Origin of the sequence: Streptomyces sp. NPDC004134 (assembly GCF_042874195.1) — a bacterium.
GTDB lineage: Bacteria > Actinomycetota > Actinomycetes > Streptomycetales > Streptomycetaceae > Streptomyces.
Genome location: NZ_JBIAMS010000022.1, coordinates 62,011 through 77,222, shown reverse-complemented (window position 1 = coordinate 77,222; position 15,212 = coordinate 62,011). Strand labels below are relative to the sequence as shown.

The following is a 15,212-nucleotide window of genomic DNA, read 5'->3' as shown; positions in this document are numbered from 1 at the left end:
CGCGAGCGCCCCGGTCCCGGCACGTCCGGCCGCCGCGGGCCGGCCGCCCGGCGGTCCCGCGGAACGGGCCGGCGGACCCCCTCGGGTCCGCGGCCCCGCAGGCCCGCGCCCGGCCCGTACGCCTCACTCGCGGCAGATCAGCAGTAGCGCCCGGTCGTCCTTGACGTCCTTGGCCACCTTTTCGATCAGATGCCAGGCCGCACCCCGGAACGTGCTCGACGCGTAGTGGTCCGCCTCGCCTATCAGCCGGTCCATGCCCTCGGTCAGATCCCGGTCCGGCGCCTCGACCAGCCCGTCCGAGAAGAGCATCAGCACGTCCCCGCGGCGCAGCGTGCCCTTCAGCGGGTCGAACTGCGCCTCCTCCACCACGCCGAGCAGCGGGCCCTCCGCGCCCTTCTCCTCCCAGCGGCCCGTGCCGGCGCTGAGCTGCACCCCGGGCACGTGCCCCGCGGAGAACAGCTCGTAGTCCCCCGACTCCAGGTCCAGCACCAGGTGCACGGAGGTGGCGAAGCCCTCCTGCCACTCCTGGCGCAGCAGATAGCCGTTGGCGGCGGGCAGGAAGTCGTGCGGCGGCAGCGAGCCGAGCAGCCCGCCGAAGGCGCCGGAGAGCAGCAGCGCCCGCGAGCCGGCCGCCATGCCCTTGCCGGAGACGTCGGTGAGCACGGCCTCCAGGATGTGGCCGCCGTGGGTGCGGGAGGCGACCACGAAGTCGCCGGAGAAGGACTGGCCGCCGGCCGGGCGCAGCGACATCTCCGCGTGCCAGCCGCGCGGCAGCCGGGGCAGCTTGCTCTGCACCCGGATCCGCTCGCGCAGGTCGAAGAGCATCGTGCCGCCGCGCCGCCACGGCACGCCGACGCGGCTGCGGAACTGCGCGACGGTCAGCCCCGTGAGACCCACCGAGGCGATCACGAGCACGGTGCCGGGAGTGACCCGGGCGGGGCCCTCCGCGTACGGGCCGAGGAGCATCGCCTCGACGATGAGCGCGGTGGCGGAGGCGGCGTACAGCGCGAGGAGGCTGGCGGGCCGCAGCACCAGGCCGCCGATGAAGATCGGCAGCACCAGCGCGGCCGGCGAGATCCAGGCGGCCGAGAGGATCGTGCCGGCGGCGAGCGCCGGGATGGTCAGCAGCAGGACGACGAGGGCCAGCCAGTCGGAGCCCTCACCGCGGAAGTAGTCGACCCCGGCCCTGCGCACGCCGACCCGGGCCCGGTGCAGCGCCTTGTGCCACCGGGCCGCTTGCGAGGTGGAACCCGCACCTCCGGCCATGCCCCGGGACCCTATCCACCCGCCGCGCCGGGCGTCGATTCACGGCGTGCCGACCGCACTCTTCGGGCGGCACTGCCGGAATCGTATGCGAATTCACGGAGTTTTGAACGAAGGAGGGCCTGCGCGAACGCAGTTGGGACGAGGGTCACGTGGGCTGGCAAGAGGGGCACCAGAAAAGGTTGCGCGCGGCGAGCGTGGCGGTGCGTACGTCGGTGCCGCAGAGGTGGCAGGGGCGGGCCGCGCGGCGGTAGACGTAGACCTCGCCGCCGTGCTCGTCGACCCGCGGCGGACGGCCCATCGCCTCGGGCAGATGCTCCGGCCGTACGGTGTCGATGCGCCCGGTTCGCACGCCTTCGCGCATCAGCACCGCGAGGTCCGCCCAGACCGCCTCCCAGGCGGCGCGGCCGAGGTCGCGGCCCGCGCGGTACGGGTCGATGCCGTGCCGGAAGAGGACCTCGGTGCGGTAGATGTTGCCGACCCCGGAGATCACCCGCTGGTCCATGAGGAGCGTGGCGACCGGCGCGCGGCTGCGCGAGATCCGCGCCCACGCCGCCTCGCCGTCGTCGCCCGCGCGCAGCGGGTCGTCGCCGAGCCGGGCGTGCACGGCGTCCTTCTCCTCCTCGGTGACCAGCTCGCACGCCGAGGGTCCGCGCAGGTCGGCGTAGCCGGCGCCGGTGGCCAGCCGCAGCCGGACGGCGCCCACGGGCGGGGGCGCGGGGCCGTCGCCGAAGCCGACCTTGCCGTAGATCCCGAGGTGGACGTGGAGGTGCCCGACGGGTCCGAAGCCGAGGAAGAGGTGCTTGCCGTGGGCGTCGGTCCCGGTGAGCCGGCAGCCGTCGATCAGCGCCGCGCCGTCGGCGAACTTGCCCTGCGGGCTCGCCGCGCGGACCGCCCGGCCGCCGAAGCGCACGCCGTACTCGACGGACAGCCGGTGGATGGTGTGGCCCTCGGGCATACGCCCCCTTCTCGGTCCTGTCCTGCCCCGCCCGTCCCGCCCGTGGTGGCCGTCGCGGCCGCTACGGCTGCGGGTGGTGCGCCGGCACGTCGGGGAGCTTGCCGCTCTGCTCGTACGCGCTGAGCATGTCGATGCGCCGCTGATGGCGCTCCTCGCCGGTGTACGGGGTGGCGAGGAACACCTCGACGAAGCTCGTGGCCTCGTCGCGGGTGTGCATCCGGGCGCCGACGGCGACGACGTTGGCGTCGTTGTGCTCGCGCGCCAGCCGCGCCGTCTCCTCGCTCCACGCCAGCGCCGAGCGCACGCCCGCGACCTTGTTGGCGGCGATCTGCTCGCCGTTGCCCGAGCCGCCGATGACCACCCCGAGGCTGCCGGGGTCGGCGGCGGTGCGCTCGGCGGCGCGCAGGCAGAACGGCGGGTAGTCGTCGGCGGCGTCGTAGATCAGCGGGCCGCAGTCGACGGGCTCGTGCCCGTGCTCGCGGAGCCAGACGAGGAGGTGTTCCTTGAGTTCGTAGCCGGCATGGTCGCTGCCGAGGTACACGCGCATGGCCCGGAGTCTACGGGCCCCGGGGTCAGCCCCGCCGCGCACGTCCGGCGATGTGCCAGGCGGCGGGCAGCGCGCCCATCGCGAGGGCGGCCTTCAGGGCGTCGCCGAGGAGGTACGGGGTGAGGCCCAGGGAGACCGCCTCGCCGAGGGAGACGTTCAGCGAGAGCGCCAGGTACGGCACGCCCACGGCGTAGATGACGACGCTGCCGACGGCCATCGTGCCGGCCGTGCGCCACACGTCGCGGTCGCCGCCGCGGCGGGCCAGCGCGCCGACGGCTGCGGCGCCGAGGAGCATCCCGAGGACGTAGCCGAACGAGGGCATGCCCCACCCCGAGGAGCCCTCCGCGAACCACGGCATCCCCGCCATGCCCGCGACCGCGTAGAGCATGAGCGAGAGGAACGCGCGCCCGGTGCCCAGCGAGGCGCCGACGAGCAGCGCGGCGAAGGTCTGCCCGGTGACCGGCACCGGCGAGCCCGGCACGGGCACCGACAACTGCGCGGCGGCGCCGGTGAGCGCCGCGCCGCCGGCCACGAGCGCGATGTCGCGCAGCCGGGCGCGGGCCGCGGTCGAGGCGGGCAGCACGTCGGCGAGTACGGCGCCGGGGCGCGCGTGGTGCGGGGAGGAGACGGCGGCAGTGCTCATCGGGTTCTCCGGTCTCGGTTCGCGGGTCCGTCACGGGGTACGGGGACGCTGCGTACGCTAGCCGACGGCCTCGGGCCGATCACCGTGGAAAGGTGCCAATCCCCGCCGCACATACCTGTCACTCCCCCGCAGCCCCGCGGCTACCGGCCCGGGGACCGTGATCCCGGCATCCGAGCAGGTCACGTGAGATACGCCACACGATGAGCGGGTTTCGCGCCGGGCCAACTGCCCGGCCGTACGCCCCACTCGCGCTGTGGAACCCCTCCAATGCCGGCTCCCCGGCCGCGGCGCACGCCCGGCGCGATGCCGCAGACTGAATCGTCCCCACGCGCTACCCCCCAGGACACCAGCATGAGCACATCCCCCCACGCCGACGGCACCGCCGGCCCCGTGAGCGGCGCGGCCCCCGCAGACGCCGCTCCCGGCATCCCCGCGCCGACGGCAGCCGGCGAGGACGCCCCCGCCGGTGGCACGGCTCCGGCCGCCGGCCCCGTACCGTCCGACCTCGGCACCGGCCTCAAACAGCGCCACCTGACCATGATCGCCCTCGGCGGCGTCATCGGCGCGGGCCTCTTCGTCGGCTCCGGCGCCGGCATCGCCGCCGCCGGCCCCGGCATCGTCCTCGCCTACGCCGTCTCCGGGCTGCTCGTCATGCTCGTGATGCGGATGCTCGGCGAGATGTCCGCCGCCCACCCCGCCTCCGGCTCCTTCTCCGTGCACGCCGAACGGGCGCTGGGCCCGTGGGCCGGGCTCACCTCCGGCTGGATGTACTGGACCCTGCTGGGCGTCGCCATCGCCGCCGAGGCCATCGGCGCCTCGCAGATCGTCACGGGCTGGCTGCCGGGCACCGAGTCCTGGATGTGGGTCCTGCTGTTCATGGCCGTCTTCTGCGCCACGAACCTGGCGGCGGTCGGCAACTTCGGCGAGGCCGAGTTCTGGTTCGCCGGGCTGAAGGTCGTGGCGATCACCGCCTTCCTCGTCCTGGGCCTGCTCGCCGTGCTCGGCCTGCTCCCCGGCACCGACTCGCCCGGCACCGCGAACCTCACCGGCGGCGGCGACGGCTTCCTGCCCCACGGCTCCGACGGGCTGCTCGTCGGCCTGCTCGCCTCCGTCTTCGCGTACGGCGGGCTGGAGAACGTGACCATCGCGGCCGCCGAGTCGGAGAACCCGCGGCGCGGCGTCGCCCGCGCGGTGCGTACCGCGATGTACCGGATCGCGATCTTCTACGTCGGCTCGATGGTGGTCGTCGTCGCGCTGATCCCGTGGGACGACCCGGCGGTCAAGTCGGGACCGTACGCCGCCGCGCTCGACCACCTCGGCATCCCGGCCGCGGGCCAGGTGATGAACGTCGTGGTGCTGGTGGCGCTGCTCTCCGCGATGAACGCCAACATCTACGGCGCCTCGCGCATGGCGTACTCCCTCGTCGCCCGCGGTCAGGGCCCGCGCTTCCTCGGCAGGCTGACCCACCGGGTGCCGCGCCGCGCGGTCGTCGCCACCTGCTCCTTCGGCTTCGCCGCCGTGCTGCTCAGCTACCGCTGGCCCGACACGCTCTTCCAGTGGCTGCTGAACATGGTCGGCGCCGCGATCCTCGTGGTCTGGGCGTTCACGGCTGCCGCCCAGTTGCGCACCCGCCGCCGGCTGGAGCGCGAGGCGCCGGAGCTGCTGACGGTACGGATGTGGGCGTACCCGTACCTGACCTGGGCGGCGCTCGCCGCCATGGGCGGGATCCTGGTGCTGATGCTGCGCGAGCCGGACTCGCGCACCCAACTGCTGACCACGGCCGGTCTGACCGCGGCGCTCTCCCTCGTGGGCCTGGTACGTCAGCACCGCCGGCGGGGTACCCGCATGACATGATTTCGCCATCGGACCTGCGAGACGAAGGAGTCACCCCGTGCCCGGTGAGAACCTGACCCGCGAGGAGGCCCGGGAGCGCGCGCGGCTGCTGGAGGTCGAGGCGTACGAGGTCGAGCTCGACCTGCGCACGGCGGTGGCCCCCTCGCCCGGGCCCTTCCGGTCGGTGACCACCGTGCGGTTCCGCTGCGCCCAGCCGGGCGCGGCGACCTTCCTCGACCTCATCGCGCCGGACGTGACCGCGGTGACCCTCAACGGCCGGGACCTCGACCCGGGGGCGGTCTTCGACGGCGCGCGGATCACGCTGGAGGACCTGGCGGCGGAGAACGAGGTCGTGGTCGACGCGCGCTGCGCGTTCAGCCGCACCGGCGAGGGCATGCACCGCTTCGTCGACCCGGAGGACGGCGAGGTCTACCTCTACACGCAGTACGAGCCGGCCGACGCCCGCCGGGTCTTCGCCACCTTCGAACAACCCGACCTCAAGGCCCCGTTCACCTTCACCGTGACGGCGCCGGGGCACTGGACGGTGCTCTCCGGCGCGGCCCTGGCCGGCGCCGCGGAGCGGCACCAGGACGAGTCGGCGACCTGGCGGTTCGAGCCGACCAAGCCGATCTCCACGTACATCACGGCCGTCCTGGCCGGCCCGTACGCCCACCTGGAGGACCGCTACACGCGCACGTTCGACGACGGCCGGGAGCTCGTCGTGCCGCTCGGCGCGCTCTGCCGCAGGTCCCTCGCCCGCCACTTCGACGCCGACGACGTCTTCACCGTCACCAAGCAGGGCCTGGACTTCTTCCACGACCACTTCGACTACCCCTACCCCTGGGGCAAGTACGACCAGGCGTTCGTGCCCGAGTACAACATCGGCGCGATGGAGAACCCCGGTCTCGTCACCTTCCGCGAGGAGTTCGTCTTCCGCGGCAAGGTCACCGACGCGGCGTACGAGCGCCGGGCGAACGTCGTGCTGCACGAGATGGCGCACATGTGGTTCGGCGACCTGGTGACCATGGAGTGGTGGGACGACCTCTGGCTCAAGGAGTCGTTCGCCGACTACATGGGCGCGCTCGCCCTGGCCGAGGCCACCCGGTTCACCGGGAGCTGGATCACCTTCGCCAACCGCCGCAAGGCGTGGGCGTACCGGGCCGACCAACTGCCGACGACGCACCCGATCACGGCCGACATCCACGACCTGGAAGCGGCCAAGCTCAACTTCGACGGCATCACGTACGCCAAGGGCGCCGCGGTGCTCAAGCAGCTCGTCGCGTACGTCGGCCGGGACGCCTTCATGGAGGGCGCCCGCCGCTACTTCAAGCGGCACGCCTACCGCAACACCCGCCTGGCCGACCTGCTGGCCGCGCTGGAGGAGACGTCGGGCCGGGACATGTCGGCGTGGGCCGGGCCGTGGCTGCAGACCGCCGGCGTCGACACCCTCACCCCGCAGGTGACGTACGACGCGAACGAGCGGATCACCGAGCTGGCGATCCTGCGCGAGGGCCCCGGGACCGGCCCGGGCGCCGCCGCCCCGGCGCCGCGCCCGCACCGGGTGGCCGTCGGCCTCTACGGGCAGCCGGACGCCTCCGGCGAGCTGGTGCGCTACGCGCGCGCCGAGGTCGACGTCACCGACGGGCACGCGGTCCTCGCGGAGCTGGCCGGGCAGCCGCGCCCGGAGCTGATCCTCGTCAACGACGACGACCTGACCTTCTGCAAGGCCCGCTTCGACGAGGACTCGCTCGACACCGTGCGCGAGCGCCTGAGCGACGTCTCCGACCCCCTCGCCCGCGCCCTGCTGTGGGCCGCCGCCTGGGACCTCACCCGCGACGGCCTCATGCCCGCCCGCGACTACCTCGACCTGGTGCTGCGCTTCGCCGGCCGCGAGACCGACATCGGCGTGCTCCAGGGCCTGCACCAGCAGGCCCACTACACCGTCGACCACTACGCCGCGCCGGAGCACCGCGCCGCGGCCCAGGAGGCGCTCGCCGAGGGCGCGCTGGGCGAGCTGCGGCTCGCGCCGCCCGGCAGCGACCACCAGTTGGCGTGGGCCCGCTTCTTCGCCTCCGTCGCCGGTACGGAGCAGGACCTGCAACTGCTCGGCGGCCTCCTCGACGGCCAGGCGAAGATCGACGGGCTGGACGTCGACCAGGAGCTGCGCTGGGAGGTGCTGCTGCCGCTCGTCTCCCACGGCGCCGCCGACGCGGCGGCCGTCGACGCCGAACTGGCCCGCGACGACACCGCGTCCGGCAAGCGCCACCAGGTGCGCTGCCTGGCCGCCCGGCCCGACGCGCGGGTCAAGGAGGCGGCGTGGGAGGCCGTCGTGGACTCCGACGAGCTGTCCAACGCGATCGTCGAGGCGACCATCTCCGGCTTCACCCGGCCGGGACAGCGGGACCTCCTCGCGCCGTACGCGCCGCGGTACTTCGCGTCGATCGAGCGGATCTGGCGGGAGCGGACGATCGAGAGCGCCATGGCGGTCGTACGGGGCCTCTACCCGGCGCTCCAGGCACACCGCGGGACGCTGGACGCGACCGACACCTGGCTGCGGGAGACCGAAGGATCGGCGCCGCCGGCGCTGCGGCGGCTGGTGTGGGAGGCGCGCGACGACCTGGCGCGCGCGCTGCGCGCGCAGGAGCGCGACGCGCAGGAGTGAGCCGTCGTGGCGCGGAACGTACGGGCTGACGGCACCTCTGCTCGACAGTCGAACATGTGCCCTTTAGCCCCGGCTTGTCCGTATTCTTCGACGGCCCTGTAACAGCGGTTAGAGGAGGGTGGGCCACCGGGAATCCAGCGGCCATGAATGCGAACTCGCCCTCCCCCGCACCGCTCAGCCCGCGCCCGCTCCGCGCCGCCGCCGGTGCCCGCGACCAGGTCATGACCGCCGGGCAACTGCGCGAGCACGGCGTCGCCGCCGCCGAGGCCGCCCAGCGCTGCCGCCCCGGCGGCCCGTGGCAGCAACTCCTGCCCGGCGTCTACCTGCTCCACGCCGGGCCACCGACGCCGGCCGAGCGGCTGCACGCGGCCCTGCTCTACGCCGGCCGGGCGCCGGGCCGCGCCACCGTACCCGGCCAGACCCGCGGCCCGGCCGCCTCCGCACCGGCCGCCTCCGCCCCGGCCGCCTCCGCGCCGGCGCCCTCCGCCCCGGCACGGGACGCCGACCCGGCGCCGTACGGCGACGCGATGATCACCGGGCTCGCGGCGCTCGCGCTGCACGGCTTCGCCGCCGCCCCGCCGCTGCCGGTACTCGACCGGATCGACGTCCTCCTCCCCCGCACCCGCCGGCTGCGCTCCACCGGCCCCGTCCGCCTCGTCCGCGCCCACACCCTCCCCCGCCCCGACCGCATCACGGGCCTGCCCGTGGCCCCGGTCCCGCGCGCCCTCGCCGACACGGTCGCGGTCCTCTCCGACGCCGCCGACGTACACCTGCTGCTGACGGAGGCGGTCCGCGGCGGGCACTGCGAGGCGGCGGCGGTGGTACGCGAGCTGAGCCGGGCCCGGCTGCTGAACCGCGCGCACGTGGTCGACGCGGTCGACACCCTGATCGCGGAGGGCCGCGCGCTGGCCGAGGGCCGCCTGTACGCCATGGTCGACGCCCACGCCCTGCCCGACCCCCTCTGGAACGTCGACCTCCGCCTGCCCGGCGGCCCCCACCTCGGCGGCGTCGACGCCTACTGGCCGGACCACGCGGTCGCCGTCGAGATCGACGCCCGCGCCCCGCGCCGCACCTCCCACGACGAGGACGCCCTGTGGTCCCAGTACGCGCGGAAGCGGGAGACCCTGGAACGGCTGGGCATCACGGTCGTCCACGTCACCCCGCGGGGGCTGCGCGAGGCGCCGGAGCAGCAGGCGGAGGTGGTACGGGCCGCGATGATCGCCTCGGCGGAACGTGACCACGCCACCCACGTGGTGGTCCTGCCGCGCTGACCGCGCCGCACGGGCGCCGGACGCGCGCCGTACCGCCGTCGCACCGGCGTCGTCGCTGGTGGGAAGGGATATCGGGGCGTCGTTGTTGATACCGTCGACGATACGGACAACATATGAAACGGGAGTAGCCCCAATGTCTTTTCAGGCGTATTTGGACAATATCGAGGACAAGACGGGCCTCACACCGCGTCAGTTCATCGAGCTGGCGCGGGAGCGCGGGTTCGACGATCCGGCGACCAAGGCGGGCCCGATACTGGCGTGGCTGAAGGAGGACTACGACCTCGGACGCGGCCACGGGATGGCGCTGGTACACGTGATCAAGAAGGGCCCGCAGATCGACGCCAAGCACGTCGGCTCCACGGGCTCGCACCGCGACGAGTCGGACACCCTCTGGCTCGACGGCAAAGCCACCCGCCCCTGACCCTTCGCCCCCGGCCGCACGGCGTGCCAGGCGCCGGCGGCCGGGGGGTGCGGGGGTCAGCGGGTGCGGAGCAGTTCGGTGTTGCGGTCCGTCTCCAGGCCCGACAGGGCGCGGCGGCGCGGGGAGTGGGGGGCGTTCAGGGCCAGCTCGCGGTAGAGGGACGCCAGGCCCGCCTGGCCGAGTTCGCCCCCGTCCGCGCGGTACGGGGCCGCCGACTCGATCAGCGTCGTGAACAGCGACAGCGTCCCGTCGCCGTTGTCCGCCAGCTCCACCACCCGGGCCAGTTGCGGGAAGTCCACGTGCGAGGCGGTGGTGACCTCCCACAGCCCGCCCTTGGCGTCGCCGTGCGGGGTGATCTCGTTGCGGTGGCTGTGCCCGTTCACCCACGCGACCACGTTGCGGTGGGCCAGCAGCACCTCCAGCAGCTCCGCCCCCGTGTGCCGCTTGTCGTCCGGCCGGAAGGGGTCGGGCGTCGTGTTGTTCATCGACTTGCTGGTGTGGTGGCTGAAGACGACGACGTACGAGTTCGCGTGCTCCGCCAGCTTCTGCTCCAGCCAGCGCAACTGCGCCGTGCCCAGCGAGCCGCGGTAGTCGCCGCCCTGGTCGGTGGTGTCCAGGCTGATGCCGACGACGCCCGGTCCGGTGTCGCCGAGGGCGAAGTCGTAGTACAGCTCGCCGGAGGCGCCGTGGGCCTCCGTGTAGCCGTGGCCCACGGGCCCGGCCCCCGTGAAGCGCTCCTGGAGGTGCGCGGCCACGTACTCCTGCGACGTGAACGGCACCCGCCGCTCGTCCGCCGTGACCGTGCGCATCAGGTGCCGCTGCGTGCGCAGCATCTCGGCGAACGCCTCGCCCCGCGGGTCGGTGCCCGCGCGCAGGGCGTCGAAGAGCGGCCCGGCGATCGACTCCGGCAGCGTCATCAGCTTCCGGTCGCCGGCCGCGTACTCGGCGAAGTACGGCTGGCGGGCCGCGTAGCAGCCGCCGGGCAGCAGGTCGTGGTTGCCGACGGTGGAATACCACGGCAGGTGCAGCCCGGGGCTTGCGACCTCCCGGATCGCCGCTTCCAGGAAGCCGTCGACGCGCGGGAAGCCGAGCGCCTTGTCGGCGTCGCGCAGCCGGCTCTCCGGGTGCCAGTAGCGGTCGACGCCGCTGTTCTGGACGCCCTCGTACGACCTGGGGTCACCGCTGTTGGGCACGATCCGGCCGCCGCTCATCGCGGTGAGGTACCACTCCAGCTCCAGGCCGTTGTTGTTGTCCGTGTTGTCGCCCGTGGTGACCGCGCAGCCGAGCGCGAGCCCGGTGGCGGGCCCGGAGGTCAGCGAGTTGACGCGCTCGATGAGCGCGATCGCGCCCGGCACGCTCAGCGCCTCCTGCGGGCGCCAGCCGTCGCCCTCGCGCTCGCGGAAGTACTCCGAGCGCAGCGGCGTCTGCACGTCCACGATGTGCAGGTCGGTGAGCTGGACGAAGGCGGCGAGCGCAGTCCGCTTGTCCGCGCGCCGCGCGCCCGCGGCGCCGAGTTCGGCGCGTACGACCCGGGGCCAGCCCGCGCCCTCGGTGAGCTGCCGGTAGCCGCCGGACCCGACCGCCGCCGCCGTCGTGCGGATCGTGGTGCCCGCCGACGACGGCGCGGGGGGCGCGCCGGGCGCCAGCGCCTGGGCGCCGCCCCGCGAGGCCAGCGCCGGCGGCCCGGCGGACCGGGCGGTCGCCTGCGGCTGGCCGGGGCCGAGGGCCAGCCCGAGCCCGGCGGCCGCACCCGCGGCCCCGGCGGCGCCCAGGAGGACGGCGCGCCGGCGGGGGCCCGGGGGCCTGGTGGACGTGCTTTCGCGGTGCATCAGCGCTCCTGGGGGGATGAGCGGGAGGCTTGGGCGCGGGTGGGTCACCCGTACACTCGGAGCCTTGGCACGCCGGGTGACCTGCTACTTAACGCAACCGGAACGACGGCGGCCGGGAAGCCCACAAATACCTTCACCGGCTGAAAACACCGCGCAATGGACACGCGATCCTCGCCCGTTCGAGTGGCCACGGTCACCGTGGGTTCATCGCGGCGGGAAAGCGCCGCGCGCGCCCTCCTGGCGGCTATGCGCCAACGCCGCAATCCGCCACTCTCAACTCCCCCCGCGCACGCGTTCCTTGCTGATAGATATGCGGACAGTCGGCACCGGATGCCGGTTTCCACACAGGTGGGGGTTGAACAAGAGATGACGATCTCTCCCAGACGCACACCCGGACGCATACCGGGGGGCGGACGGCCACGCGCCGCCGCCCGAATAGCCCTCGCGGCCGGGCTGGCCGCCGCGCTCACCGCGACCGGCTCGGCGGCCACCCAGGCCGCGGAGGGCGCACCCGAGCCCGACCGGCCCAAGGCCGCGGCGGACAAACTCGGCGCGAAGGACGCCGAGCTGCTCGCCGAGGCGAAGGCGGGGGGCGACAAGAACGTCACGCTGCTGGTCGCCGTCGAGCCCGGGCAGGCCGCCGAGGTCGCCGACACCTTCCGCGCCGTACGCGGCGCCTCCGTCGGCCGTACGCACGACAAACTCGGCTACGTCCGCGCCACCGTGCCCACCGGCCGCGCCGACGCCGCCATCGCCAGGGCCGCGAAGCTCTCCGCGGTCCAGGGCATCGATCTGAACGAGGAGATCGAGCTGCCCGACCCGCGGCCCGTCGCCGACCGGGCCAAGGGCGACAAGGGCGGCACCGGCAGCGGCGCGCAGGGCGCCTACCCGGCCCCCGACCGCTCGACCCCGGCCAAGAACCCGTACCAGCCGGCCCACGAGACCGGCGCCGTCGACTTCGTCAAGAAGCACCCGAAGGCCGACGGCCGCGGCGTCACCATCGGCATCCTCGACTCCGGCGTCGACCTCGCCCACCCCGCACTGCGCAAGACCACCACCGGCGAGCGCAAGATCACCGACTGGGTGACGGCCACCGACCCGATCGTCGACGGCGACCGCACCTGGCGCCCGATGGTCAACGACGTCTCGGGCCCCTCCTTCACGTTCAACGACCGCGAGTACACCGCCCCGCGCGGCGACTACTCCGTCAGCCTCTTCAGCGAGAACGCCACGCTCGGCGGCGAGATGCAGGGCGACCTGAACCGCGACGGCGACACCACCGACTCCTGGGCGCTGCTGTACGACGCGGCGGCCGGGACCGTGCGCGTCGACCTCGGCGACGACGGCGACTTCACGAACGACAAGCCGATGGCCCCGTACGGCGAGGACCACGAGTTCCGCTACTTCGGCGCCGACGACCCGGGCACGGCGATCGCCGAGGCGATCCCCTTCGTCGTGGAGATCCGCAAGGACGTCCCGATGGACCCGTACGGCGGGGACTGGATCGGCAAGAAGGAAGACTTCGTCAACATCGGCGTCGTCGAGGGCGCGCACGGCACCCACGTCGCCGGCATCACCGCGGCCAACGGCCTCTTCGGCGGCAAGATGAACGGCGCCGCGCCCGGCGCCAAGCTCGTCTCCTCCCGGGCCTGCACCTGGAGCGGCGGCTGCACCGCGGTCGCGCTCACCGAGGGCATGATCGACCTGGTCGCCAACCGCGGCGTCGACGTCGTCAACATGTCGATCGGCGGCCTGCCGCCACTCAACGACGGCAGCAACGCCCGCGCCGCGCTCTACAACCGGCTCATCGACACCTACGGCGTGCAGCTCGTCATCTCCGCGGGCAACGACGGCCCCGGCGCCAACACCATCGGCGACCCGGGCCTGGCCGACAAGGTCATCAGCGTCGGCGCGGCCGTCTCCCGCGAGACCTGGGCGGCCAACTACGGCAGCCAGGTCGAGACGAAGTACGCGATGATGCCGTTCTCCTCCCGCGGCCCGCGCGAAGACGGCGGCGCCACCCCGACGATCACCGCCCCCGGCGCGTCGGTCAACACCATCCCGACCTGGCAGGCCGGCTCGCCCGTCGCCGAGGCCGGGTACGAACTGCCGCCCGGCTACGGCATGCTCCAGGGCACCTCGATGTCCTCGCCGCAGACCGCCGGCGCCGCCGCGCTGCTGCTGTCGGCCGCCGGGCGGGAGGGCATCGACGTCACGCCGAACGCCCTGCGCACCGCGCTGACCTCCACCGCCGACCACATCCCCGGCGTGCAGACGTACGCCGAGGGCGCCGGCCGGGTCGACATCGTCGACGCCTGGGACTCCCTGGAGGACGGCGCGACGGCGTACGAGTACCAGGTCGAGGCGCCCGTCGACACCGTGCTCGCCGGCTTCCTCACCACCCCCGGCGTGGGCACCGGCGTCTACGACCGCGAGAGCGGCCCGGCGCGCGGCGGGTCCGAGACGTACGAGATCACCCTCACCCGGACCTCGGGCCCGGCCGGCGGCACGCCGCACGAGCTGGAGTGGCAGGGCAACGACGGCACGTTCAAGCTGCTCGGCGACGACGACGTCACGCTGCGCCGCGGCCAGCCCGTGACCGTCAAGGTGCAGGCCAAGCCGCGCTCCGCGGGGCTGCACAGCGCCGCCCTGCTCGTCGACGGCAAGCGCACCGAGGGCATCGACCACCGGGTGCTGACCACCGTGGTCACCTCGCAGGAGCTGGCGGCGCCCGCGTACGGGTACCAGGTGTCGAACGAGGTGCAGCGCAACTCCACCCGCTCGTACTTCGTGAAGGTCCCCGAGGGCGCGAAGACCCTGGAGGTGGCGATGAGCGGGCTCAGGGGCAAGAGCCAGACCCGCTGGATCGCGATCGACCCCTGGGGCATTCCGGCCGACGAGACGTCGACGCCGTTCTGCTACAACAACTACGACAACCCGGCCAACACCTGCCGCCCCGACCTGCGCTCCTACGACAACCCGATGCCGGGCGTGTGGGAGATCGAGGTCGAGTCGCGGCGTACCTCGCCGGAGCTGGACAACCCCTTCACGGTCGAGGCGGCCGTGCTCGGCGCGGCCTTCGACCCCGAGGTGCAGACGATCGACGAGGCGAAGGTCGGCACCCCGAGCCCGGTGGAGTGGACGGTGACCAACGGGTTCGCCCCGGTGGCCGGCAAGCTCGCCGGCGGGCCGCTCGGCTCCGGCCTCTCGACCCGGCCGGAGATCGCGAACGGCGACACGAACACCACGACGATCGAGGTCGGCGAGGGCGTCACCCGGTTCGACGCGGTGATCGGCGCCACCTCGGACACCAACGCGGACCTGGACCTGACGGTCTACCGCGACGGCGAGCCGGTCGCGCAGTCCGCGGACGCCGACTCGGAGGAGGGCGTCACCCTCACCGACCCGGAGCCCGGGACGTACACGGTGGAGGTCTACGCCTACGACGTGCCGGCGGGCACGACGGAGTACGACTACCGCGACGTGTACTTCTCCCCGGCGCTGGGCGAGGTGAGCGTCGCCGACGAGCCGGTGGAGCTGGACAGCGGCGCGAGCGCCGAGGTCGGTGCCGAGGTCACGGTGGCGGCGCCCGGGCCCGAGGGGCGCGAGTTCTTCGGCGAGGTGCAGTTGCAGAACGCCCGCGGCACGGTGGCGGGCGCGGGCAGCGTGCGGATCGGGACGGTGGTGCCGTAGCACGCCCGGCGTACGCCGTGAGCGCCGTGTGCGCCGCGCGTACGCCCTGAACAACCACCCGCGGGGGCGGGACGCCGGGCCTGCCGGTGTCC

At 73.9% G+C, this 15,212-nt stretch carries 10 protein-coding genes; 5 read left to right on the top strand and 5 right to left on the bottom strand.

Going from position 1 to position 15,212, the window contains the following annotated elements; all coding sequences use genetic code 11:
• Positions 1 to 123 precede the first annotated feature (123 nt).
• From ACFYVJ_RS25280 to ACFYVJ_RS25265, 4 genes are all read right to left on the bottom strand, one after another.
• Complete coding sequence (locus ACFYVJ_RS25280; RefSeq protein ID WP_388895607.1) at positions 124 to 1,266, bottom strand: PP2C family protein-serine/threonine phosphatase; 1,143 nt, start codon at positions 1,264 to 1,266, stop codon at positions 124 to 126.
• 145 nt (positions 1,267 to 1,411) lie between these two features.
• Positions 1,412 to 2,221 carry an Fpg/Nei family DNA glycosylase gene (locus tag ACFYVJ_RS25275; RefSeq protein WP_388895604.1) on the bottom strand — a complete coding sequence of 270 codons (810 nt, stop codon included), beginning with the start codon at positions 2,219 to 2,221 and terminating at the stop codon, positions 1,412 to 1,414.
• Positions 2,222 to 2,282: 61 nt separating this feature from the next.
• Positions 2,283 to 2,768 (bottom strand): ribose-5-phosphate isomerase, encoded by a 486-nt coding sequence (locus ACFYVJ_RS25270; protein ID WP_388895601.1) that lies wholly within the window; start codon positions 2,766 to 2,768, stop codon positions 2,283 to 2,285.
• Between the two features lie 25 nt (positions 2,769 to 2,793).
• Positions 2,794 to 3,411 carry a biotin transporter BioY gene (locus ACFYVJ_RS25265; protein WP_388895599.1) on the bottom strand — a complete coding sequence of 206 codons (618 nt, stop codon included), beginning with the start codon at positions 3,409 to 3,411 and terminating at the stop codon, positions 2,794 to 2,796.
• Positions 3,412 to 3,762: 351 nt separating this feature from the next.
• Between ACFYVJ_RS25265 and ACFYVJ_RS25260 the strand changes: the two genes are divergently transcribed.
• The 4 genes from ACFYVJ_RS25260 (at position 3,763) to ACFYVJ_RS25245 (ending at position 9,598) form a co-directional block, all read left to right on the top strand.
• Positions 3,763 to 5,265 carry an amino acid permease gene (locus ACFYVJ_RS25260; RefSeq protein WP_388895596.1) on the top strand — a complete coding sequence of 501 codons (1,503 nt, stop codon included), beginning with the start codon at positions 3,763 to 3,765 and terminating at the stop codon, positions 5,263 to 5,265.
• A 37-nt stretch (positions 5,266 to 5,302) separates the two neighbouring features.
• Entirely contained in the window at positions 5,303 to 7,906 is a 2,604-nt protein-coding gene (pepN, locus tag ACFYVJ_RS25255; protein WP_388895593.1) for an aminopeptidase N, read from the top strand.
• Positions 7,907 to 8,049: 143 nt separating this feature from the next.
• Positions 8,050 to 9,177, top strand: a complete 1,128-nt coding sequence (locus tag ACFYVJ_RS25250; RefSeq protein WP_388895589.1) for a hypothetical protein — start codon at positions 8,050 to 8,052, stop codon at positions 9,175 to 9,177.
• 133 nt (positions 9,178 to 9,310) lie between these two features.
• On the top strand, positions 9,311 to 9,598 hold the full coding sequence (locus ACFYVJ_RS25245) for a DUF4287 domain-containing protein (protein WP_388895586.1): 288 nt from the start codon (positions 9,311 to 9,313) through the stop codon (positions 9,596 to 9,598).
• A gap of 56 nt (positions 9,599 to 9,654) precedes the next feature.
• On the opposite strand, the gene ACFYVJ_RS25240 is transcribed toward ACFYVJ_RS25245, so the two are convergent.
• Complete coding sequence (locus tag ACFYVJ_RS25240) at positions 9,655 to 11,427, bottom strand: TIGR03767 family metallophosphoesterase (RefSeq protein WP_388895583.1); 1,773 nt, start codon at positions 11,425 to 11,427, stop codon at positions 9,655 to 9,657.
• A gap of 366 nt (positions 11,428 to 11,793) precedes the next feature.
• Here ACFYVJ_RS25240 and ACFYVJ_RS25235 point away from each other — a divergent pair, with 366 nt between their 5' ends.
• The gene (locus ACFYVJ_RS25235; RefSeq protein WP_388895580.1) at positions 11,794 to 15,120 is read left to right on the top strand and encodes a S8 family serine peptidase; all 3,327 of its coding nucleotides are present in this window, start codon (positions 11,794 to 11,796) and stop codon (positions 15,118 to 15,120) included.
• Positions 15,121 to 15,212: the final 92 nt, after the last annotated feature.

Bases quoted from the DNA above. Each gene is read 5' to 3' on its own strand.
- ACFYVJ_RS25280 (WP_388895607.1), bottom strand. From the start codon at position 1,266: ATGGCCGGAGGTGCGGGTTCCACCTCGCAAGCGGCCCGGTGGCACAAG.
- ACFYVJ_RS25275 (WP_388895604.1), bottom strand. From the start codon at position 2,221: ATGCCCGAGGGCCACACCATCCACCGGCTGTCCGTCGAGTACGGCGTG.
- ACFYVJ_RS25270 (WP_388895601.1), bottom strand. From the start codon at position 2,768: ATGCGCGTGTACCTCGGCAGCGACCATGCCGGCTACGAACTCAAGGAA.
- ACFYVJ_RS25265 (WP_388895599.1), bottom strand. From the start codon at position 3,411: ATGAGCACTGCCGCCGTCTCCTCCCCGCACCACGCGCGCCCCGGCGCC.
- ACFYVJ_RS25260 (WP_388895596.1), top strand. From the start codon at position 3,763: ATGAGCACATCCCCCCACGCCGACGGCACCGCCGGCCCCGTGAGCGGC.
- ACFYVJ_RS25250 (WP_388895589.1), top strand. From the start codon at position 8,050: ATGAATGCGAACTCGCCCTCCCCCGCACCGCTCAGCCCGCGCCCGCTC.
- ACFYVJ_RS25245 (WP_388895586.1), top strand. From the start codon at position 9,311: ATGTCTTTTCAGGCGTATTTGGACAATATCGAGGACAAGACGGGCCTC.
- ACFYVJ_RS25240 (WP_388895583.1), bottom strand. From the start codon at position 11,427: ATGCACCGCGAAAGCACGTCCACCAGGCCCCCGGGCCCCCGCCGGCGC.
- ACFYVJ_RS25235 (WP_388895580.1), top strand. From the start codon at position 11,794: ATGACGATCTCTCCCAGACGCACACCCGGACGCATACCGGGGGGCGGA.